22 protein-coding genes are annotated in these 19,450 nt (G+C 60.4%); 9 read left to right on the top strand and 13 right to left on the bottom strand.

The window, feature by feature from the left end; translation table 11 throughout:
* Window positions 1-137 precede the first annotated feature (137 nt).
* The gene (locus tag CFU_RS14415) at window positions 138-890 is read right to left on the bottom strand and encodes an SDR family NAD(P)-dependent oxidoreductase (protein ID WP_014006773.1); all 753 of its coding nucleotides are present in this window, start codon (window positions 888-890) and stop codon (window positions 138-140) included.
* A 158-nt stretch (window positions 891-1,048) separates the two neighbouring features.
* On the opposite strand from CFU_RS14415, the gene CFU_RS14410 reads away from it, so the two are divergent.
* From CFU_RS14410 to katG, 3 genes are all read left to right on the top strand, one after another.
* Entirely contained in the window at window positions 1,049-1,600 is a 552-nt protein-coding gene (locus CFU_RS14410) for a TetR/AcrR family transcriptional regulator (RefSeq protein ID WP_041742096.1), read from the top strand.
* 21 nt (window positions 1,601-1,621) lie between these two features.
* The gene (locus CFU_RS14405; RefSeq protein WP_041742095.1) at window positions 1,622-2,134 is read left to right on the top strand and encodes a GNAT family N-acetyltransferase; all 513 of its coding nucleotides are present in this window, start codon (window positions 1,622-1,624) and stop codon (window positions 2,132-2,134) included.
* A 530-nt stretch (window positions 2,135-2,664) separates the two neighbouring features.
* Window positions 2,665-4,809, top strand: a complete 2,145-nt coding sequence (gene katG / locus CFU_RS14400; RefSeq protein WP_014006772.1) for a catalase/peroxidase HPI — start codon at window positions 2,665-2,667, stop codon at window positions 4,807-4,809.
* A gap of 130 nt (window positions 4,810-4,939) precedes the next feature.
* Here katG and CFU_RS14395 read toward each other — a convergent pair whose 3' ends face one another.
* The 3 genes from CFU_RS14395 to CFU_RS14385 form a co-directional block, all read right to left on the bottom strand.
* Window positions 4,940-6,238, bottom strand: a complete 1,299-nt coding sequence (locus CFU_RS14395; protein ID WP_041742094.1) for a TAXI family TRAP transporter solute-binding subunit — start codon at window positions 6,236-6,238, stop codon at window positions 4,940-4,942.
* A 121-nt stretch (window positions 6,239-6,359) separates the two neighbouring features.
* On the bottom strand, window positions 6,360-6,704 hold the full coding sequence (locus CFU_RS14390; protein ID WP_014006770.1) for a zinc ribbon domain-containing protein YjdM: 345 nt from the start codon (window positions 6,702-6,704) through the stop codon (window positions 6,360-6,362).
* 68 nt (window positions 6,705-6,772) lie between these two features.
* The gene (locus tag CFU_RS14385; RefSeq protein WP_041742093.1) at window positions 6,773-7,681 is read right to left on the bottom strand and encodes a LysR family transcriptional regulator; all 909 of its coding nucleotides are present in this window, start codon (window positions 7,679-7,681) and stop codon (window positions 6,773-6,775) included.
* A gap of 140 nt (window positions 7,682-7,821) precedes the next feature.
* Between CFU_RS14385 and CFU_RS14380 the strand changes: the two genes are divergently transcribed.
* On the top strand, window positions 7,822-8,925 hold the full coding sequence (locus tag CFU_RS14380) for an alpha/beta fold hydrolase (protein ID WP_014006768.1): 1,104 nt from the start codon (window positions 7,822-7,824) through the stop codon (window positions 8,923-8,925).
* A 3-nt stretch (window positions 8,926-8,928) separates the two neighbouring features.
* Here CFU_RS14380 and CFU_RS14375 read toward each other — a convergent pair whose 3' ends face one another.
* Window positions 8,929-9,813 (bottom strand): LysR family transcriptional regulator, encoded by an 885-nt coding sequence (locus CFU_RS14375; RefSeq protein WP_041742092.1) that lies wholly within the window; start codon window positions 9,811-9,813, stop codon window positions 8,929-8,931.
* Window positions 9,814-9,898: 85 nt separating this feature from the next.
* Here CFU_RS14375 and CFU_RS14370 point away from each other — a divergent pair, with 85 nt between their 5' ends.
* Entirely contained in the window at window positions 9,899-10,345 is a 447-nt protein-coding gene (locus tag CFU_RS14370; RefSeq protein ID WP_014006766.1) for a GlcG/HbpS family heme-binding protein, read from the top strand.
* Between the two features lies 1 nt (window position 10,346).
* Here the strand turns inward: CFU_RS14370 and CFU_RS14365 are convergent, their stop codons facing one another.
* The 7 genes from CFU_RS14365 to CFU_RS14340 form a co-directional block, all read right to left on the bottom strand.
* Complete coding sequence (locus CFU_RS14365; protein ID WP_041742091.1) at window positions 10,347-11,405, bottom strand: permease; 1,059 nt, start codon at window positions 11,403-11,405, stop codon at window positions 10,347-10,349.
* A gap of 195 nt (window positions 11,406-11,600) precedes the next feature.
* Window positions 11,601-11,954, bottom strand: a complete 354-nt coding sequence (locus CFU_RS14360) for a hypothetical protein (protein ID WP_014006764.1) — start codon at window positions 11,952-11,954, stop codon at window positions 11,601-11,603.
* Window positions 11,955-12,521 carry a GNAT family N-acetyltransferase gene (locus CFU_RS14355; RefSeq protein WP_014006763.1) on the bottom strand — a complete coding sequence of 189 codons (567 nt, stop codon included), beginning with the start codon at window positions 12,519-12,521 and terminating at the stop codon, window positions 11,955-11,957. It abuts the gene before it with no gap.
* A 15-nt stretch (window positions 12,522-12,536) separates the two neighbouring features.
* On the bottom strand, window positions 12,537-13,298 hold the full coding sequence (locus CFU_RS14350; RefSeq protein ID WP_014006762.1) for an ABC transporter permease: 762 nt from the start codon (window positions 13,296-13,298) through the stop codon (window positions 12,537-12,539).
* A complete protein-coding gene (locus CFU_RS14345) occupies window positions 13,295-14,221 on the bottom strand; it encodes an ABC transporter ATP-binding protein (RefSeq protein WP_014006761.1) in 927 nt (308 codons plus the stop codon). Before CFU_RS14345 ends, CFU_RS14350 begins: the two co-directional genes overlap by 4 nt.
* A gap of 63 nt (window positions 14,222-14,284) precedes the next feature.
* The gene (locus CFU_RS24900) at window positions 14,285-14,455 is read right to left on the bottom strand and encodes a hypothetical protein (protein WP_190275160.1); all 171 of its coding nucleotides are present in this window, start codon (window positions 14,453-14,455) and stop codon (window positions 14,285-14,287) included.
* Window positions 14,456-14,527: 72 nt separating this feature from the next.
* On the bottom strand, window positions 14,528-15,967 hold the full coding sequence (locus CFU_RS14340; protein ID WP_014006759.1) for a DHA2 family efflux MFS transporter permease subunit: 1,440 nt from the start codon (window positions 15,965-15,967) through the stop codon (window positions 14,528-14,530).
* Window positions 15,968-16,442: 475 nt separating this feature from the next.
* Here CFU_RS14340 and CFU_RS14335 point away from each other — a divergent pair, with 475 nt between their 5' ends.
* From CFU_RS14335 to CFU_RS14320, 4 genes are all read left to right on the top strand, one after another.
* Complete coding sequence (locus CFU_RS14335) at window positions 16,443-17,336, top strand: alpha/beta hydrolase (protein ID WP_041742090.1); 894 nt, start codon at window positions 16,443-16,445, stop codon at window positions 17,334-17,336.
* 8 nt (window positions 17,337-17,344) lie between these two features.
* Window positions 17,345-17,725, top strand: a complete 381-nt coding sequence (locus CFU_RS14330) for a VOC family protein (RefSeq protein ID WP_041743520.1) — start codon at window positions 17,345-17,347, stop codon at window positions 17,723-17,725.
* A gap of 67 nt (window positions 17,726-17,792) precedes the next feature.
* On the top strand, window positions 17,793-18,008 hold the full coding sequence (locus tag CFU_RS25550; protein WP_014006756.1) for a hypothetical protein: 216 nt from the start codon (window positions 17,793-17,795) through the stop codon (window positions 18,006-18,008).
* Between the two features lie 34 nt (window positions 18,009-18,042).
* A complete protein-coding gene (locus CFU_RS14320) occupies window positions 18,043-18,612 on the top strand; it encodes a DUF1439 domain-containing protein (RefSeq protein WP_050808599.1) in 570 nt (189 codons plus the stop codon).
* Window positions 18,613-18,614: 2 nt separating this feature from the next.
* On the opposite strand, the gene CFU_RS14315 is transcribed toward CFU_RS14320, so the two are convergent.
* Window positions 18,615-19,448 carry a GNAT family N-acetyltransferase gene (locus tag CFU_RS14315; RefSeq protein ID WP_014006754.1) on the bottom strand — a complete coding sequence of 278 codons (834 nt, stop codon included), beginning with the start codon at window positions 19,446-19,448 and terminating at the stop codon, window positions 18,615-18,617.
* Window positions 19,449-19,450: the final 2 nt, after the last annotated feature.

Below are 19,450 nucleotides of genomic sequence, written 5' to 3'. Positions count from 1 at the left end.
GGCGACATCTGCGATCGCGATCCATCAGTCTTGCATAGCTCACAATGTTTCTCCGACCTTATGTTAAAACTAAAGTGTGAGAAACGTGGTCCCACGACTGGCAGAGCTTATGGGCCAGCCACGGGAGCGCGCCGGGGTCAGACCTGCGCCATGCCTCCATCGACGGCCAGATCCACACCGGTGATGTAAGAACTTTCATCGGAGGCGAGGAACGCGACTGCTGCCGCGATTTCCTCGGGCATGCCTCTGCGGCCCATTGGGATCTGCGTGGTGAACTGTGCAACTGCTTGCTCGGCCTGTTCAGCGGTAAGACCCGTCGTCGTCGCCAAGGCCGGGGTGTCGATTGCTCCGGGGCTCATACTATTTACGCGGATCTTGCGGTCTTTCAATTCCAAAGCCCAGCCGCGCGCGAAGTTGCGCACAGCCGCCTTACTCGCGGCGTAAGCAGTAAACCCTGGCAGTCCGAGGACGTTTGAGACCGAAGAGTTCAGGATAATCGAACCGCCGTCTTTGAAGAGGGGAAGGGCCTTCTGTACCGTAAAGAACATTCCCTTCACGTTCACGTCGAAGGTCTGGTCAAAATGGGCCTCGGTAGCTACCGCGAGCGGTGCGATTGTTCCTGCGCCGGCGTTCGCGAAGAGAACGTCGATGTGGCCGTGTTTCTCTTTCACGACGGCATAGAGCCGGTCCAGATCTTCCAGGCGCGACACATCGCCCACGACAGTCGTAACGTTTCTCTTGAAGGAGGCAGCGGCCTCCTTCAGCTCTTTCTCTCGTCGCCCAGTGATCACGACGTGCGCACCTTCTTCCACGAAGCGCTTGGCTGTGGCCAAGCCAATCCCGCTGCTTCCGCCCGTGATAATTGCAACCTTGCCTTCTAATTTTTTCATAATCTTTCACCTTTCGTTTGTGCTGTAAGGCAGCGCCGCTGTTCCCATTGGTGCAAAGGCGCTGTATTATTTGGATCACAGATCCGGATCCTGATTCGCAATATTCGAACCAGTGATCCAATTATATGGATCAGTGATCCGATTGTCAAGGAACCCCCATGCGAGCCGACGCCAAAAAAAATTACAGCCATCTACTTGCAGTCGCGCACGACGTTATCGCCCAGCACGGTGTCGACGCGTCCATGCGAGATATCGCCCGCCGGGCTGACGTCGGGTTGGCTACACTGCTGCGTCATTTCCCGACGCGAGAAGCCTTGTTTGAAGCGTTGTTGTGTACGAATCTGGACGAACTGAAGCGGAAGGCAGACGAACTCGAAGCGTCGAATCCAGCTGACGAAGCGCTCGTGTCTTGGTTTAGCGAATGGATGGCATTCGCCCAAAGCTATAGGGGCGTCGTCGCCCTGATGGCGGCCGCCCACACCAACCCGGACTCCGCTCTTTATGCTTCATGCGCAGCAGTGCACTCAGCGAGCGCGCGACTACTGCTCCGTGCTCAGGCCGAAGGAACGGCGCGTACCGATATGAATGGGGACGACCTGTTCGGCCTGATGGCGGCGCTCGGCTGGCTCGTCGACCTGCCGTCATTCGCGCCACGGGCCGATCATCTCGTTCACATTGTCACTAGCGCCATCCTGTCAGATCATCTCTGATATTCGAAAGCATTAACTACTATGTACATTGAACCTGCATCCGTTGACGATGCCTTTGCCATAGCAGAGATACATGTGATTGCTTGGCAGCACACCTATCGCGACATTCTTCCTGCTGAGGTCCTTGCACAATTGTCGGTGCAACAGCGCGAGGCAATGTGGGCAGATTCAATTGCGAAAGGAGTGCCAGAGTTGCTGGTAGCAAGAACCGAAGACCAGGTTGCCGGATTTATCGCATTTGGTCCATCTCGCGATGAAGATCGAACACCCGAGTCAGCTGAAATCTGGGCTATTTATCTGCGACCGACTGCTTTATCCAAAGGCATTGGTCGCGCTTTATGGCTTGCAGCAAATCAGCGGATGATCAAACAGGGTTACAGATCTGTCAGCCTTTGGGTTTTCATAGCTAATCAGCGAGCTATAAAATTTTATACTGCGGCAGGATTTCGGGTTCAGCCAAAGACTCAAAAGGACTCCACGCTTGGTGGCGCACAGGCGCAGAAAATCCGTTATGTTCAAGTTATATCCGAATAACGTCTTAACTTTCAGCTCCCGGCCGAGTGTCTGATTACGGTCGTTCTGTGAGTTGGTGAGACGTGTCGTCAGTGGCTGATCGCGGCGAGTTCGTGCTGAAAAGACTTGGGCAGAGCCCGGTTTTGACGTAACCAGGCTTTTTCTCCAAAGCGGACATTCGAGCCACGGCTAGTGTTGTTGAGCGATCTTTTGCTCAACTGAAGCAATTCCATCAAATCGCTACCGGCTAGGACAACCTCGTTGCGAGTGATTGCGTATAGCTATTGATTCGATGGTGATAATTAATTTCATTTATTATCGAATTAAAATTACTATGAGTAGGCCATTTGGTAATCAAGAGATGCCTCATGAAAAATACTGCACTTCCCGGGCGCCATATCGGGCTGCCGGCTTTGTGTCTAGCGACCACCGCGGTGGCGCTCATTGCCCGCGGCAATAGGCGATAATCAAAGTCTGCAAACTATTGGCCCGAACGACCTGGTTAAAGAAATGTTGTAGTCACCCAACCTACCCACGACAAAGGAGATCCCATGTCAACTGAAGCCAAATGTCCTTTCCACCACGCCGGCGGCGGCACAACGAACAAAGACTGGTGGCCGAATCAGCTACGCATCGATTTGTTGAACCAGCATTCCAACAAGTCTAATCCGCTGGGCGAGAAGTTTGATTACGCTGAAGAGTTCAAGAAACTTGACTACAAGGCGCTCAAGGCAGACCTGATCAAACTCATGACCGACAGCCAGAGCTGGTGGCCGGCCGATTTTGGCCACTATGGTCCGCAGTTCATCCGCATGGCCTGGCATTCGGCCGGCACCTATCGCACCTTTGACGGTCGAGGCGGCGGCGGTCGTGGACAACAGCGTTTCGCACCGCTCAATTCGTGGCCGGACAACGTCAATATTGATAAATCGCGCCGCCTGTTGTGGCCGATCAAGCAAAAATATGGCCAGAAAATCTCCTGGGCCGACCTTTTCATCCTGACCGGTAATGTGGCGCTGGAGTCCATGGGCTTCCGCACCTTCGGTTTCGCCGGCGGGCGTGAAGATGTGTGGGAACCGGACATGGACGTGGGCTGGGGCGCTGAAACCAAATGGCTGGGCGATGACAAGCGTTTCCAGGGCGACCGTGAACTGGACAGCAATCTGGCCGCCACCCACATGGGGCTGATCTATGTGAATCCGGAAGGCCCGAACGCCAGCGGCGACTACATGGCTGCAGCCAAGGACATCCGCGCCACCTTCAGCCGCATGGCCATGGACGACGAGGAGATCGTTGCCTTGATCGCCGGCGGCCACACCTTCGGCAAAGCGCACGGCGCCGCGCCCGAATCGCACAAGGGCTTCGAACCAGAAGGCGCGGGCATCGAAGCCCAAGGCCTGGGCTGGAACAGCAACTTTGGCGGCGGTCACGGCAAAGACACCGTGTCCAGTGGCCTGGAAGTGACCTGGACCAAAACCCCGACGTTGTGGAGCAACAACTTCTTCGAAAACCTGTTCAAGTACGACTGGGAGCTTACCCATTCGCCGGCTGGCGCCAAACAGTGGGTAGCCAAGGATGCCGAGGACATCATTCCCGACGCGCATGTGCAAGGCAAGTTCCACAAACCCACCATGCTGACCACCGACCTGACCATGCGCTTCGACCCGGAGTTCGGCAAGATATCCAAGCGCTTCCATGAGGACCCGCAAGCCTTTGCAGAAGCTTTTGCGCGCGCCTGGTTCAAGCTGACCCACCGTGACATGGGTCCAAAGGCACGTTACCTCGGCCCCGAAGTGCCGAAGGAAGATCTGATCTGGCAAGACCCGTTGCCGGTTGCGACGCACCAGCCATCAGCGGCCGACATTGCCGATATCAAGGCCAGGATCGCAGCCTCTGGTCTATCGGTAGCCGAGCTGGTGTCGGTGGCCTGGGCTTCCGCCTCCACCTTCCGTGGCGGCGACAAACGCGGCGGCGCCAATGGCGCACGCTTGGCTCTGGCCCCTCAGAAGGACTGGGAAGTCAACGCGGCGGCAGTGCGTGTTTTGCCAAAGCTGGTCGAGATTCAGAAGGCTTCGGGCAAAGCCTCGCTGGCTGACGTGATTGTGCTCGCCGGCGTGGTTGGTGTTGAACAGGCGGCCAAGGCGGGCGGGATCTCGATCGAAGTGCCCTTTGCACCGGGCCGCACCGACGCCAAACAGGAACAGACGGATGTCGAGGCCTTTGCCGTGCTGGAGCCAGTCGCCGACGGTTTCCGCAACTACAATAAGAGCAAATCCAGTGCTGCGACCGAAGTGTTGCTGGTCGACCGGGCCCAGTTGCTGACGCTGACGGCACCGGAGCTCACCGCGCTGGTCGGTGGCCTGCGGGTACTCGGCGCCAACTTTGATGGTAGCAAGCACGGTGTGTTCACCGACAAGGTCGGCGTACTCAGCAACGACTTCTTCGTCAATCTTCTGGACATGGGCCTGGAGTGGAAAGCCGTCGACAGCGAGGCCGAATTGTTCGAAGGACGCGATCGCAAGACCGGCGCGGTCAAGTACACCGGCACGCGCAACGATCTGATCTTCGGTTCCAACTCGGTGCTGCGGGCTTATGCCGAGGTCTATGCGGGTGGGGATGCCAAGGAGAAGTTCGCCAAGGACTTCGTCGCGGCTTGGGTCAAGGTCATGAACGCGGACCGCTTCGATCTCGCGTAATGCCGACTGCCAGGGGCCTTGTCTGGTTCAAGACAGACAGGGCCTGCTGAGCCAGCGTCGCCAATATGTGCGACGCTGGTCTTTCAACAAATAATGCGGCCAATCTGTTTCAGACCGCGATCCGATATTTTCATTGCTCAACTTTCTGAGCCACTTGAACAATCCTTTCCCGCACCACCCTGATAGCCTGCTTGAGCGCATACACATCCTGGAAATAACGCTGCGGAATGCGTATCTGGCTGGCGTTGGCGTCGATGTTTTCGATGTCGTCGCGCCATTGGGCGATCTGCTCCTTGCTGGGTTGCTTGGTGCTCCATATTTCATCTTCCAGCGACTTGATCTCGCGGTACCAGACCACCAGCCGGTTTTTCATGCGCGATTCCACCATGCGCGGCAATGCCTGCAGCAGGCCGAACAGCAGCGCCATGAACGGCAGCAGGATCAGCAGGCGGCGTTCGATGAAGCTGGCCAGCCAGAACGGCAAGTAGCGCTGAAGGAAGGGGCGGCCGGATTTGAAGTAGCGCGTGCTTTCGTCCGAGATCGGGAAATCGTCCGTGTTCAGGTTGGGGAAGGTGCCGCGCGGCGTGAAATAGTCTTCGCGGGCGTGGGCGGTGTTGGCGGCTTCCAGCAGCAGGTAGACCAGCGCCGGATGCAGGGTGTCCTTGGACACCAGCAGCGCGGTGGCGGCCAGCAAGGTGACGTCGGCTTGCGGCAGGTCATTGGCGACGCTGGTCGAGGCGCGCGGGAAGATGATCTTGGAGAGCGACGGGAATTTCAGCACCAGCGCGTCGGCCTGGGCAAAACTCATCAGCTTGAGGTCGCTGTTGAGCAGCATCTGCTGCATCGCTGCGTCCGGCCTGCCGATAAAGAAAGCGGCGTCCAGCTGGCCGTTCTCGAGGTTCTGGTAAGCCTTGTAGGCATCCATTTCCAGCAGCTTGGCATTGTCGGCGTTGATGCCGCTGTGGCCGAGCAGGGTGCGTGAGACTTTCAGCAGGCCGCTGCCGGGGACGCCGATGGAAATCCGCTTGCCTTTCAGTTGCGCCAGGCGGTTGATGACGGTGTCGCCGCGGTAGAACACCCAGATCGGCTCATACGAGATGGCGGCGATGGTTTGCAGCTGGTCGTTTTCGGACGGGGTGGTGGTGCCGGACTGGATGAAGCCGACTTCGTATTCGCTCTCGGGATCCTTCAGCCGCTGGTAGTTTTCCACCGAGCCGGAAGAGTTGCGGATATCGAGGGTGATGCCTTCGCGCTTCAGTAGAGGCGCATAGCGCTCGGCGAAGCCGTTGTAGATGCCTTTGTCGGCGCCGGCGGTGATGACGATGGTGCGCTGGGTGGCCGGCTTGAGGATGGTCACCAGGGCCCAGCCAACCACGGCGATCGCCACGACCGCGCCGGTGATCAGGAGCCGCAGCCGTTGCGTGGTCATCGGCGCTTTTTGTATGCGGTGCAGTGCTGGATTGTGTCTCGGCATGGTGTCTATAGGGCACGCTTGGTCAGGCAACTCGGAAACCGCATTTTTTTTTCAGGAGCTCGCACTCCCGCCCACATTACACCTTCTTGACGAATTCCGATTTCAGGCTCATGGCGCCGAAGCCGTCGATCTTGCAGTCGATGTCGTGGTCGCTGTCGACCAGGCGGATATTCTTCACCTTGGTGCCGACCTTGACCACGCCGCCCGAACCTTTCAGTTTCAGGTCCTTGATCACGGTCACCGTGTCGCCGTCCTGCAAGACATTGCCGACCGCATCGCGATATACCTTGGCGCCGTCTGCGCCCGAATCCGCCGCAGCCTGCGCCGACCATTCATGGGCGCATTCCGGGCAGATGTAGAGGCCGCCGTCTTCGTAGGTGAATTCGGAACTGCATTCCGGGCATGCGGGCAAGGTGCTCATGGTGTTGTCTTTCAGGTAAGGCAGAATTGCAAAAGTGAGACAGTATACTGCCTGTCCGTCATCCGGCCCTAAGCCTGGCCGGCAAAATATTCGGCATACACCTGTACCACCCAGTCGACAAATACCTTGACCCTGGGCGACAGCTGATGGTGGGAAGGATACAGCGCCAGCACTGGCAGTTCGGGGCAGGCCCAGTCGCCTAGCACCGCCACCAGCCGGCCGCTCTGCAGGTATTGTTCAACCCGGAAGCGCGGCACCTGGATCAGGCCGAAACCCTGCAGCGCGCATTGGGTGTAGCTGTCGGCGCTGTCGACTGCTATCCAGCTGCCGGCCTTGTATTCTTCTGCCTGGCCGTTGCGCAGCAAAGTGAACGGATATTGGATGTTGTGGTTGCGCGTGAAAAAGCCGACTGCCTGGTGTGCCGCCAGATCCTCCGGGACCAGCGGCGTGCCGCAGCGCTCCAGGTATTCTGGACTGGCGCAGATGACCTCCGGCAGCGAAGCCAGCCGCCTGGCGATCAGCGAGGAATCCTTGGGTATGCCGACCCGCACCACGCAGTCTATCCCTTCGCCCACCAGGTCGACCAGGCGGTCACCGCTGCTGATCGCGATGTTCAGGCGCGGATAGCGTTCGCGGAATTCGGCCAGCCGCGGCAGGATGATCCAGGTAGCGTGGGTGCCGTGCAGGCCCAGGCGCAGCACGCCGCCGGGATTGGCGGCGCTGGTGTCGAGCGAGGTTTCTGCATCTTCGACGTCGGCCAGGATGCGGCAGCAGCGCTCATAGAAGGCGCGGCCGTCCAGGGTCGGCTTGACGTTGCGCGTGGTTCGCTCCAGCAGCCGCGTTCCCAGCCGCAGTTCCAGCTCCTTCATGGCGTGGGTGGCGGTGGCGCGAGGGATTTCCAGCACACCGGCGGCCTTGGTAAAACTGCCCAGGTCGACGATATGGGTGAAGAGGCGCAATGCTTCAAGTCTGTCCATAGCGGCAATTGTTGTCCTGGGTTGAATTGTATCGACGATTCTTACCCATTTGCCTAATTCTGTCCAACCCGCCGTTTGACATATAGGCAGCGCTTGATTAACGTAACAGTAATCCAACAACCAGAACATCGAGACCGACAATGAACCGTTTCCTTCCTAGATATGTTGCCGTTGCTGCTTTCGCCGCCGTCATCAGCGCTACCGGCTGCGCAGCGCTGGCGCAGTCCGCGCCGGCGTTGACCACCAAGGAAGGAGAATTTGTCGTCCATGATTTCAAGTTCCGTTCCGGTGAAACGCTGCCCGCGCTGAAGCTGCACTACACCACGCTCGGCACGCCAAAACGCGATGCGGACGGACATGTGAACAACGCAGTGATCGTCATGCACGGCACCGGCGGCGACGGCCATCAGTTCTTGCGGCCGCAATTCGCCAATATCCTGTTTGCGCCGGGCGGCTTGCTGGACCCGGCCAAGATGTACGTCATCCTGCCCGACGGCATCGGCCACGGCAAATCCTCGAAACCCAGCGACGGCCTGCATGCGCGTTTTCCCAAATACGACTATGACGACATGGTCGCCGCACAATATGCCTTGGTCACCCAGGGCCTGGGCGTGGATCATTTGCGGCTGGTAATGGGAACTTCGATGGGTTGCATGCATTCTTTTGTCTGGGGCGAAACCTACCCCTCGTTCATGGATGCGCTGATGCCGCTGGCTTGCCAGCCGGTGCCGATCGCTGGCCGCAACCGTGCCTGGCGCAAGATGCTGATCGATGGCATCACCAGCGATCCGGCGTGGCAGGGCGGCGATTACAAGTCCCAGCCACAGCAAGGTTTGCGCACCGCGGCGGACCTGCTGCTGATCGCCGGCAGCGCGCCGCACCAGCAGCAAAAAGAGTATCCGACGCGCGACGCCGCGGACGCCTATGTCACCGAGCATGTGACCAAAGACCTGGCCACGCTCGACGCCAACGACTTGCTGTACCAGGTCAGCGCATCGCGCAATTACGACCCGTCCGCCAACCTGGATAAGATCACCGCGCCGCTCATGTGGGTCAATTCTGCCGACGATTTCATCAATCCGCCGGAAACCGGCATCGCCGAAGTCCAGGTGAAAAAAATCAAGAATGGCCGTTACGTATTGATCCCGATCAGCGATCAGACCTATGGCCATGGCACGCATACGCGGGCAGCGGTGTGGCAATCCTACCTGGCCGATCTGCTGAAAGAGTCGGCCAAAAAATAGGGATCAAAACCCGGCCACGGAGAGGCGCGCTGCAAGCAGGTCGATTACCGCGCGCACCCGGCGCGGCGTGCGGCCTTCCGGCCATACGATATGGATCGGCAAGCCGGGCATTGCGAAGTCATCGAGCACCACTTCCAGCTGGCCGGCGTCAACCAGGCTGCTGACTTGCCACAGCGGGGCCATGCACAAGCCCAGCCCGAGAGTCGCCGCACGCTGCCGGGCCAGGGCGCTGTCGGAACTGAAGCGGCCGGACACCACGATATTGCCGGAGCTGAAACTCCAGCTTTCCTGCTGCCTGGCATTGCGCCGCAGGATGCAGTCATGCTGCTGCAGGTCGCCGGGTTCGCCGGGGCGGCCGCGGCGTGCCAGATAACCGGGGGCGCCGACCACCACCCGGCGCAGCACGCCGAGTTTCCTGGCTTTGAGGTCAGGCTGCTTCAGGTGGCCGATGCGGATCGCCAGGTCCAGCCCTTCCTTTGCGAGATCGACATGGCGGTCCGATAGCGCCAGTTCGATGGCGATCCCGGGCTGTCGTTCGATAAAACCTGCCAGTATCGGCATCAGGAAATCGGGGCCGAACAGGGTGGATGCGCCGATCCTGATCGGCCCGCTCAATTGTGCGGCGTCATCCAGCACTTCGGCATGGGCATCGTTTATGTCGGCCAGCACGGTGCGCAGGCGGGCCGCAAATTTCAGGCCGGCCGGCGTCGGACTGCAGCGGCGCGTGCTGCGCGTCACCAGCGTCAGTGCCAGTTCGTCCTCCAGGTTTTTCAGGGAGATGCTGACCGCCTGCACCGATCGCCCGAGCTTGCGGGCGGCGGCTGTCAGGCTGCCTTCGTCAACCACGGCGACGAAAGCAGCGTAATCCTGGATCGAGGTGATTTTCATTAAGAGCGTGAAAGTGATTGGTTGATTCTGGCTATTATCAATCAAATCGGGAGAAACTATACTTATTCCATCATTTTTAGAGGAGATGGAAGTGACAATTGATCGCGCCAGTTTTGTTGTCGAGTATGGTTCGCCGCTGTCATTGGCGGACGCCAAGGCGGTGATGCAGGCGGCGGAGGAATTTGCCCGGGAGCGCGGCTGGCCAATGGTAATCGCCGTGGTGGATAGCGCCTGCCACCTGCAGCTTTTGCAGCGGATGGATCAGGCCCAGCTGGGAAGCATCGGCGTCAGCCGGCAGAAAGCCGAAACCGCGGTGGCTTTCCGCCGGCCTACGGCGGTGTTCCAGGACGCGCTAGGGCAGGGTGGCAGCCATCTGCGGCTGCTGGCGATGGACAATCTGATGCCGCTTGAAGGCGGCCTGCCTCTGCTGCGCAACGGCGCCGTCATCGGCGGCATAGGCGTATCCGGCATGCAGTCCGACCAGGATGCGCAGGTCGCCATGGCCGGCGCCGCGGCGCTAAGGGACCGTTAGGTTACAGCAGCGCAGCTCCAACCAGCCCGCTGACCACGCCGACCAGCATGGTCAGCACGGCTACCGCCACCAGCACCCTGGCGTCGAAATCCTTGCGCAGCATCAGCAGCGACGGCAGGCTGATGCTCGGCAAAGTCATCAGCAGCGCCACCGCCGGCGCGGTGCCTAGGCCCAGCGCCATCATGGTTTGCACGATAGGGATTTCAGCCGCTGTCGGGATCACGAACAAGGTGCCGGCGATGGCCAGCGGCACCAGCCACAGCAGGCTGTTGCCCATGGCACCGTCGACATGCGGGAACAGCCAGACCCGGGCTGCGCCCAGCACCAGCACTGCCAGCACATACACCGGGATCGTGCTCCAGAACAGCTGCCATATGGTGCGCGCCCAGCGCCCCAGGAAGTCGGTGCGGGCAGGCGCGCTGGCTGCGACTACCGCTTCTGCCGCCGCCGCCGCCGGGATTTCCTCGGGACGGGAAATGCGCTGAGCGATCATCGATACGCCCAGCACCAGCACCAGGCCCGCCACCAGGCGCAGGGCGGTAAACCCCCAGCCCAGCACGAAACCCATGAACACCAGCGTCGCCGGATTGAGCACCGGATTGGCGATCCAGAACGCCAGCGCCGCGCCCACCGAAACTTTTTGGCGACGCATGCCAGCCACGACCGGGGCGGCGCAGCAGGAACACATCATGCCAGGCAGGGCGAACAGGCCGCCGCGCAGCACCGAGCCGAAGCCGGCGCGGCCGAACAGGCGTAGCAGCCAGTCGCGCGGGATCAGCACCTGCAGCAGCGAACCCAGGATCACCGCCAGCACCGCGGCTTTCCAGATCGCCAGGAAATACACCTTGGCGTAGGCCAGCGCGGCGGCGATGGGCGCGCCTTGCTGGTCGTCGAGAATGGAAGCGCCGATGCTGTGCTTGTCGGCGGCCAGGAAGGATTTGAGGTAATAAGGCGACCATTTGACGTAATACAGGCCAACCACGGCTACCAGTACGAACAGCGCCGGTTTCCACCAGAACGACCAGCCCCTGGCGCTGGATGGGGAAGATAGACTGTGCATGGAAGATTCACCCTGTAGGAAATAACATCGCATCATAACCCGGCGCAGCCTGCTAATGCCGTTGGCCAGGATATTCGCGTAGGGTGGGCAGGCCTTTCTGCCCACGCGTGAACTCACGCCACGTACATGCCATTCCGGTGCCGCGCAGTCATGTACTCCGGCTATCGCGGTCACGCGTGGGCACAGGTGCCCACCCTACGGCTCCTGTCCGCGGGCGACGGAGAAGCAGATGTAGGCTATTCCAACCGAAAAGATGGCGAGCACGTACGCCAGCCGTTTCCCATGCCACAGGCTGGACAGCCAGCGGTTGAAGTCGGCGATCAGCCGCCCCGAGGTGCCGCCATACAGTTCGACGTCGCGCCGGTAGGCCTTGGAATCGGCCGGGTCGACTGCATAGACGCTGCCGCCCACCACCTGGTAGCTGAGGGCGGCGCTCTCCCGTTCGGCAGCGGCGCGGTAGATCAGGCCGGCGGACAATAATCCCACCAGGAACACCGCCGCGGCGATCAGGTACAGGGATAGCTGGAGATGAGTGTGCCTGCCATTCATTTATGCCGCCGTGGTTTCTGCCGGTCCGATGTTTTTCCTCATCCGCGTCACCGGCACCTGGATGCCGCCGGGCAGGTCGAGCTCGAACCTTTCGATGACGGCAAAGCCGAAAGCCAGGTACAGCGGCTCGCCGGGAAGCGTGGCGACCAGCTCCAGCGTGCCGAAGCCGTTAAGGGCTGCTTCGCGAGTGCAATGCCGCATCAGCTGGCTGCCGAGGCCGCGCCGTTCCATGCCAGGATCGACAAAGAACGCGCGTATGCGGGCAGCTTCCTGCAACGGATCGAGCAGGGGATCGGGGCCGCTCTTCGCGCGGTCGCCGCCGAACAGCGTGCGGCGCTTGCTCCAGCCGCCGCAAGCCAGGGCCTTGGCGCCGTCTTCGATAATAAAATAAGTCTGGTCGGCGACCAGCTGGGTGTCGACGCCAAACACATGGCGGGTGACCGCCGCAGCCTGCTGGTCCGAATAGAAACCGGTGCTCAGGCCGACGCCGGAACGGGCAATCAGCGCTTCCAAAACCGGGACGTCGGCCATCCGCGCCGGACGCAAGCTGAAAGTCTCAGGCTGCATGGCTGGCTCCGGCCTCTAGGACTTGAGCCGGTAGCCGGTCTTGAAGATCCAGGCCACGATTCCCAGGAACACTGCCAGGAATGCCAGCGTCATCGCCAGGCTGACCGTGATGTGCACATCGGCAGTGCCGTAGAAGCTCCAGCGGAAGCCGCTGATCAGGTACACCACCGGGTTGAACAGGCTGATCGTGTGCCATACCGGCGGCAGCATCTTGATCGAGTAAAAGCTGCCGCCGAGGAAAGTCAGCGGCGTGATGATCAGCAGCGGCACCAGCTGCAGCTTCTCGAAATTGTCGGCCCAGATGCCGATGATGAAGCCGAACAGGCTGAAGGTGACGGCGGTCAGCACCAGGAACAGGATCATCCAGAGCGGATGTTCGATGTGCAGCGGCACGAACAGTCCGGCCGTGGCCAGGATGATCAGGCCGAGCAGTATCGATTTGCTGGCGGCGGCGCCGACGTAGCTGATCACGATTTCGCGGTATGACACCGGCGCCGACAGCAGCTCGTAGATGGTGCCGGTGAATTTAGGGAAGTAGATGCCGAACGAGGCGTTCGAGATGCTTTGCGTGAGCAGCGACAGCATCACCAGCCCCGGCACGATGAAGGCGCCGTAGCTGACGCCGTCGACCTGGGCGATGCGCGAGCCGATGGCGGCGCCGAACACGACGAAATACAGCGAAGTCGAAATCACCGGGGCGATGATGCTTTGCAGCAGGGTACGCCAGGTGCGCGCCATTTCGAAGTTGTAGATGGCGCGGATTGCATGGAAATTCATTGTCCGTCCTTGATCAGGTTGACGAAAATATTCTCGAGGGAACTTTGCGTGGTCTGGATATCCTTGAACTGGATGCCTTGTGCGCTGAGGGCGTTGAGCAGCGAAATGATGGTCACGCGTTCGCCGTCGCTTTCATAGGTATAGACCAGCTGGCTGCCGTCGCTGGACAAGCTCAGCTGGTAGGCCGCAAGTTCGGGCGGAACCTGCTGCAGCGGCTGCTCCAGCTGCAGCGTCAGCAGTTTCTTGCCAAGTTTGTGCATCAGTTCTTTCTTGTCCTCGATCAGGATGATCTCGCCCTTGTTGATCACCCCGATGCGGTCGGCCATGTCTTCGGCTTCCTCGATGTAGTGGGTGGTCAGGATGATGGTGACGCCGCTTTCCCGCAGCGAACGCACCAGCTGCCACATGTCGTGGCGCAGGTTGACGTCGACGCCGGCGGTCGGCTCGTCGAGGAACAGGATCTGCGGCTCGTGCGACAAGGCCTTGGCGATCAGCACCCGGCGTTTCATGCCGCCGGACAGGGTCATGATCTTGTTGTCCTTCTTGTCCCACAAGGACAGGTCCTTGAGCACCTTTTCGATATGGGCAGGGTTGGCCGGCTTGCCGAACAGGCCGCGGCTGAAGGACACCGTCGCCCACACCGTTTCGAAGGCGTCGGTGGTCAGTTCCTGCGGCACCAGGCCGATCATGGAGCGGGCCGCGCGGAAATCGGCGCCGATGTCGTGGCCGTCGACCCGCACCGAGCCCTCGGAGATGTTGAGGATGCCGCAGATGCAGCTGATCAGTGTGGTCTTGCCGGCGCCGTTCGGACCCAGCAGCGCCAGGATCTCGCCGCGGCGGATCTCCAGGTTGACGTTGTTGAGGGCGCGGTGGCCGGAAGCGTAGGTTTTCGAGACGTTTGCTACAGTAATGATATTTTGCATGAGCCGTTCGATCGTAATAAGTGCAGGTGTGCCTTGCCGTGCATTCTAATCCTGAATGGGAAATTAATTTTGGCGGAGGCCGTTCTCGAAGGCGTCGATCAGCTTGATCAGGCTCTCCATGCGCGATTGCTCCTGCATCGTCGTCGCGCGATTCCACAGGAGGTCGAATTCCGCCACCAGCAGGCGGTACTCGGTTTCGCTGACAAGTGCTGCGTCTGTTTCTTTCTCAAACATAGGTTTATCCCGGCAAGTAGGAAACACCGGGGCACGGCGTTTCGCTGATTGGTGCGGCGGAGCTCTGGTAACTTATGCAGGCACGGCGCTCTCCATGGTTTTGGTGCGCAACAGCAGGGCGCCAAGCGCGGCGCCCAGGCCGGCGAAGCAGGCGCCTACCAGGAAAGCTGCCTGGTAGCCGCTGTTGAGCGCCCCCAGCGGTTCATTGCCGGCCGCCAGCAGGTTCTCGGTATGCAAGGCCGCCAGGCTGGCCAGCACCGCCAGGCCGAGCGCGCCGCCCATCATGAACGAGGTGTTGACCACGCCCGAGGCCAGCCCGGATTCGGACGGTGCGACATCGCTCATGGCCGCCAGCAGCACCGGATTGAAGGCAATCCCGGCGCCCAGGCCGAGCAGGACCATGCCCGGCAATACGTCGGCGATGAAGTGGCCGTCGACCGGGGCGCGCGCAAACAGCAGCAGGCCGCAGGTTGCCAGCAGCAGGCCCACCGCCAGCGGCCGCCGGATGCCGAAGCGCATCACCAGCTTGGCCGAGATCCCGAGGGAAAAGACGGCCATGATCAGGTTGGCCGGCAGGAACGCCAGCCCGACCTGCAGCGGCTTGTAGCCCAACACCAGCTGCAGGTAGAGCGCGGACAGGAAAAACCAGGCGAACATCGCCGCCGCCCACAGCACGCCGACGACATTGGCGACCGCCACGTTACGCAGCTGGAACAGCCGCAGCGGCATCAGCGGCACCCGCACCCGCGTTTCGATCACCAGGAAAGTTGCCAGCAACGCCGCCGCAACGGCCAGCTGGCCCAAGGTCCGAGACGACACCCAGCCCGCTTCGTTGCCGTTGACGATGGCATACACGGCGAGCATCAGCGCAGCGGTGACGGTAATCGCGCCGAATACGTCGAGGTGCCTGGACTGCGCCTGGCTGTGCAGCGCCGGCAGCAGCCGCAATGAAAGGGCGATGACGGCGATGCCGATCGGCAGGTTGACCAGGAAAATCCAGTGCCAGCTCAGGGTGTCGGTCAGCAGGCCGCCCAGCATGGCGCCGAGGCTGCCGCCGCCGGCGCAGACGAAACCGTAGACCCCCATCGCCTTGGCGCGTTCGGCCGGTTCGGTGAACAGGTCCATGATCAGCGATAGCGCCACCGAGGTCACCACGGCGCCGGCCAGCCCTTGCACGGCGCGCGCCGCCAGCAGGAAGCCCTGGGTAGTGGACAGGCCGCAGGCCAGTGAGGCCACGGTGAATAATGCGATACCGATCAGGAACAGCCGCCGGTGGCCGTACAGGTCGCCGAGCCGGCCGCCGAGCAGCAGGAAGCCGCCGAAAGTCAGCATGTAGGCGTTCACCACCCAGGCCAGCGAGGTGTCGGAGAACTTCAGGTCAGTCTTGATGGACGGCAGCGCGACGTTGACGATGGTGGTGTCGAGCACGATCATCAGCACGCCCAGGCACAGCACGATCAGGGCCAGGCCGCGGCGGTCGCGGGTTGCGGTAGGGATGGAATTTTCAGTCATGTCGGTCTTTCCAAAGAGGACTTTGTACGAAGAAGCGATCAAGCCGCGAGATTTAACGGCTCTCGATACCTAGTCGAACGGAAATCGTCGAAATCGACAGGCGGGCAAAGATTGCCTGGCCGGATTGTCGGTTGAATAACTTGGCTGCTCAAATCCAGGCGCTCGGCGCGCCCGTGCTGCAAAAACTATAACGGGATCCGGTGCAAGCCGGCGTCAGGCAAAGTGTATAAGGCTGATGCGCCAGCAGTTGTTGCCATCGCGAAGAGGAAGCAGCGATGGCCGGGTTGGTATTCGAACCGGATCCGCAGGTAGCGGGAGATTTCAGGAAATGATTTTACGCACGATATCACCATCGGCCAGGTTATCGCCGTTCGTCTTTTTCACCCGAAGCAGGGTTGACGAAACCGGCGTTGCGGCACACATTATCGCCTGGCAGAAGCATCGCTCCATCGCAAACGAACGAGAAAGTATAAACATGCCGCAAAAACTTCGCAAGCTCCTTCCTGCCTTATTGTTTACCCTGGTTTTTTCAGTCCCGCCGGCCCCGGCAAACGCCGCGCCCCGTCCATATGAACTGGAAGGGACCGAGGTGCAGAGCATTTCATCGAAGATACTGCACCGTGACTACGAGCTGTTCGTGAGCTTGCCGGCCTCCTATGCGACATCGCAGAAGCGTTATCCGGTGCTGTTCATCACCGATGCCAACTACGGCTTCCCGCTGGTGCGCAGCATTGGCAACCGGCTGGTCGTCCATGGCAATAAAATCCAGGAATTCATCCTGGTCGGGCTGTCCTATTCCAAAGGCGACGACCCGGTCTTCAGCCGCAACCGGGATTACACGCCGACCGACACCACCAGCGGCAAAGGCAAGGAATTGTCGGGGCAGGCCGAGCAGTATCGGCAGTTCATCGAACGGGAAGTATTTCCGTTTGTCGCCGCAAACTACCGTGCCGACATGAGCCGTAAAATCTATGCCGGCCACTCCTATGGATCGTTGCTCGGCTTGCATGTCCTGCTGACGGAGCCGCAGATGTTCGACCAGTACATTCTAGGCAGCCCCTCGCTGTGGTACGACAAGAAGGTCATGTTCAGCCAGGAGCGTCTTTATGCTGCGGCGCATAAAGACATGCCGGCCAAGGTACTGATGCTGATCGGCTCGTTCGAAACGGTCAAGCCGGGCGATCACAATCCACGCTATAACAAGGAAAGCGATATGGTGCAGGACATGAAGGACTTCGAGAAACAAATGAATTCACATCGTTATCCCGGCCTGAAAGTGCGTTCCGAGGTGATCCAGGATGAAGACCATCTGACGGTATTTCCTCCCTTGATCACGCGTGGCTTGTTATGGGCATTGCCGGCAAAATGACAGCATCCATGATTCATCATGTCTCCCTCGGCGTCCGCGATCTTTCCCTGTCAGGCGCGTTTTACGATGCGGCGCTTGGCGCGCTTGGCCTGCGCCGGGTGTTCGAGGATGCAACCGCGGTCGGGTATGGGCTGACGGATGGCGAAGACTTGCTTTGCCTGAAACTGCGTCCAGACGCAGCGCCGCCCGGACCAGGCTTTCACCTGGCGTTTGCGGCGCCGTCCCGCGCTGCCGTCGATGCTTTCCATCGCGCCGCATTGCGTGTGGGCGGCAGCGACAACGGCGCGCCCGGCCTGCGTCCTGAGTACGAGGAAAATTACTATGCCGCTTTTTTGATCGACCCGGATGGGCACAGGATTGAAGCGGTGAGCAAAGGTCCTTCGGATTGAACTTGTCCGCGATGCGTTTATTGAATATAGTTTTGCCCACTATCGCGGCCGCGGGCTGGCCAGCGGATTGTTTCGTACAGCCTGCAAGCGCGCCAGGGAAATGGGCGCGGAACAAATCCATATCTCCGCCACGAACTCGCGCAACACCGTCGATTTCTATGTGCGGCTTGGCTGCAAGCTGCTCGATAAACCGGATCCTGAGCTGTATCGCTTGAACCTGAAGATATCCATCTATACTGTGTGCTTGAACCATACAAAAGCTGATGGCTTGCGGCAACTATAACGTAGTTGCGGCAGGCCGCAAGCCACGGGAAACAATGCATACAATACGACGCACACTGGTGAAGACTATGCTGGGCCTGAGCGCGACGGCGGTTGCGGCCGGCGCCTGGGCCGGCTACAACATCTGGTCCAACGAATACACGTTTTCGCAACAGCAGCTGCAGACCGCCATCGAAAGCAAGTTCCCGCAGCAGCTGCGTTATGCGGAAGTGTTCAATGTCGGCCTGAAGAATCCGCACCTGACGCTCAACCCGGCGCAAAACCGCGTGCTGACGCAGGTGAATGTCAGCGTGGTCAGTCCTCTGCTGCTGGCAGGGACGCTGAATGGCGCCATCACCCTCAGCAGCGGCTTGAAGTACGACCGCGCGACGCGCGCCGTCCAGCTCGACAATCCTACTGTCGACAATATCGACTTCAGCAACGTGCCCGCCCAATACAAGCCGCAGCTGAGCCAGATCGGCGCGGTGGTGGCGCAGCAGGTGCTGAACAATTATCCTATCTATACCTTCCGCAGCGAAGAATTGCGCCTGAACGGCAAGACCTTCGAACCCGGTGCGATCACGGTGCAGCAGGATGGCATCGCGGTGGAAATCAACGAGTCCTGAGCTTAAGCCGGGCGCTTGGCGAAAGTCGTTTTAGTGTAAGCCAGGCTAAAGCCGACGCGCTCGGTGTTGCGTGCGCTGGTATTCGCCGGCCGTGCAGTAACGCTGGCCAATGTGCAGCCGGCGCTGCGGGCCGCCGCTAGCCGCGCGTGCAGCAGCGCTAGCTGGATCCCGCGTCCTCTGTATGCCGGCAGCGTGCTGGCGATATACAAATGCGCCAGTAGTCCCGCCGACGTCTCGATCAGGCTCATGCCGGCAGTGCCGGCTACCTTACCGTCTATCGCCGCGGCGAACAGTAGCGTATCGCTCCGCTGCAAGGCAATCCGCGCCAGCGTCTCCAGCAAGATGACGGGGCGACTTACCGCCTGCACCGAAAATCCGGCCACCGAGTCGCCGGCAAATGTGGCTTCCACCAGAACCCTGTCGGCGATTACCTCTATGCCGCTGCCGGCCGCGGCATAAGCATCCGCCGGCGCCAAGCGGCGCACGTAGGTGTTGCTGAAAGCATTGGCCGCATAGCCGCGCTCGGCCAGGACCGCCAGCGTGCTGCTGTCGGCGTGAGGACAGACATCCACCTGCGTCTCCAGTCCATGGACGGCGTATGCGGCTTCCAGCAGCGCCAGCTCGCCGGAGTCCAGCGGCGCTCCCATGCCCAGTCCTGTGACATGGTTGAGTTTGCGTCCGAAAGCCGGATCGGTGAGCGCCGCGACGCCGCCGGAGATGGCGATGGCGCGCGCGTCCTTGTGTCCGAGCTGGCGGCAGGCTGCAACCTGCCGGCTCAAATGTGTCGCCTCGGCCTGCTCAAGTGCGCGGGCGAGTTCGGGGCCAGTCAAAATCATGG

The organism is Collimonas fungivorans Ter331 (assembly GCF_000221045.1).
Taxonomy (GTDB): Bacteria; Pseudomonadota; Gammaproteobacteria; order Burkholderiales; family Burkholderiaceae_D; genus Collimonas; species Collimonas fungivorans_A.
Note: the sequence above shows the minus strand (reverse complement) of the source record. Positions and strands in the feature narration are given on the sequence as shown.

Excerpts from the sequence above, each read along its gene's own strand:
- CFU_RS14415 (WP_014006773.1), bottom strand. The coding sequence starts at position 890 with ATGAAAAAATTAGAAGGCAAGGTTGCAATTATCACGGGCGGAAGCAGC.
- CFU_RS14410 (WP_041742096.1), top strand. The coding sequence starts at position 1,049 with ATGCGAGCCGACGCCAAAAAAAATTACAGCCATCTACTTGCAGTCGCG.
- CFU_RS14405 (WP_041742095.1), top strand. The coding sequence starts at position 1,622 with ATGTACATTGAACCTGCATCCGTTGACGATGCCTTTGCCATAGCAGAG.
- katG (WP_014006772.1), top strand. The coding sequence starts at position 2,665 with ATGTCAACTGAAGCCAAATGTCCTTTCCACCACGCCGGCGGCGGCACA.
- CFU_RS14395 (WP_041742094.1), bottom strand. The coding sequence starts at position 6,238 with ATGACCACGCAACGGCTGCGGCTCCTGATCACCGGCGCGGTCGTGGCG.
- CFU_RS14390 (WP_014006770.1), bottom strand. The coding sequence starts at position 6,704 with ATGAGCACCTTGCCCGCATGCCCGGAATGCAGTTCCGAATTCACCTAC.
- CFU_RS14385 (WP_041742093.1), bottom strand. The coding sequence starts at position 7,681 with ATGGACAGACTTGAAGCATTGCGCCTCTTCACCCATATCGTCGACCTG.
- CFU_RS14380 (WP_014006768.1), top strand. The coding sequence starts at position 7,822 with ATGAACCGTTTCCTTCCTAGATATGTTGCCGTTGCTGCTTTCGCCGCC.
- CFU_RS14375 (WP_041742092.1), bottom strand. The coding sequence starts at position 9,813 with ATGAAAATCACCTCGATCCAGGATTACGCTGCTTTCGTCGCCGTGGTT.
- CFU_RS14370 (WP_014006766.1), top strand. The coding sequence starts at position 9,899 with ATGGAAGTGACAATTGATCGCGCCAGTTTTGTTGTCGAGTATGGTTCG.
- CFU_RS14365 (WP_041742091.1), bottom strand. The coding sequence starts at position 11,405 with ATGCACAGTCTATCTTCCCCATCCAGCGCCAGGGGCTGGTCGTTCTGG.
- CFU_RS14360 (WP_014006764.1), bottom strand. The coding sequence starts at position 11,954 with ATGAATGGCAGGCACACTCATCTCCAGCTATCCCTGTACCTGATCGCC.
- CFU_RS14355 (WP_014006763.1), bottom strand. The coding sequence starts at position 12,521 with ATGCAGCCTGAGACTTTCAGCTTGCGTCCGGCGCGGATGGCCGACGTC.
- CFU_RS14350 (WP_014006762.1), bottom strand. The coding sequence starts at position 13,298 with ATGAATTTCCATGCAATCCGCGCCATCTACAACTTCGAAATGGCGCGC.
- CFU_RS14345 (WP_014006761.1), bottom strand. The coding sequence starts at position 14,221 with ATGCAAAATATCATTACTGTAGCAAACGTCTCGAAAACCTACGCTTCC.
- CFU_RS24900 (WP_190275160.1), bottom strand. The coding sequence starts at position 14,455 with ATGTTTGAGAAAGAAACAGACGCAGCACTTGTCAGCGAAACCGAGTAC.
- CFU_RS14340 (WP_014006759.1), bottom strand. The coding sequence starts at position 15,967 with ATGACTGAAAATTCCATCCCTACCGCAACCCGCGACCGCCGCGGCCTG.
- CFU_RS14335 (WP_041742090.1), top strand. The coding sequence starts at position 16,443 with ATGCCGCAAAAACTTCGCAAGCTCCTTCCTGCCTTATTGTTTACCCTG.
- CFU_RS14330 (WP_041743520.1), top strand. The coding sequence starts at position 17,345 with ATGATTCATCATGTCTCCCTCGGCGTCCGCGATCTTTCCCTGTCAGGC.
- CFU_RS14320 (WP_050808599.1), top strand. The coding sequence starts at position 18,043 with ATGCATACAATACGACGCACACTGGTGAAGACTATGCTGGGCCTGAGC.
- CFU_RS14315 (WP_014006754.1), bottom strand. The coding sequence starts at position 19,448 with ATGATTTTGACTGGCCCCGAACTCGCCCGCGCACTTGAGCAGGCCGAG.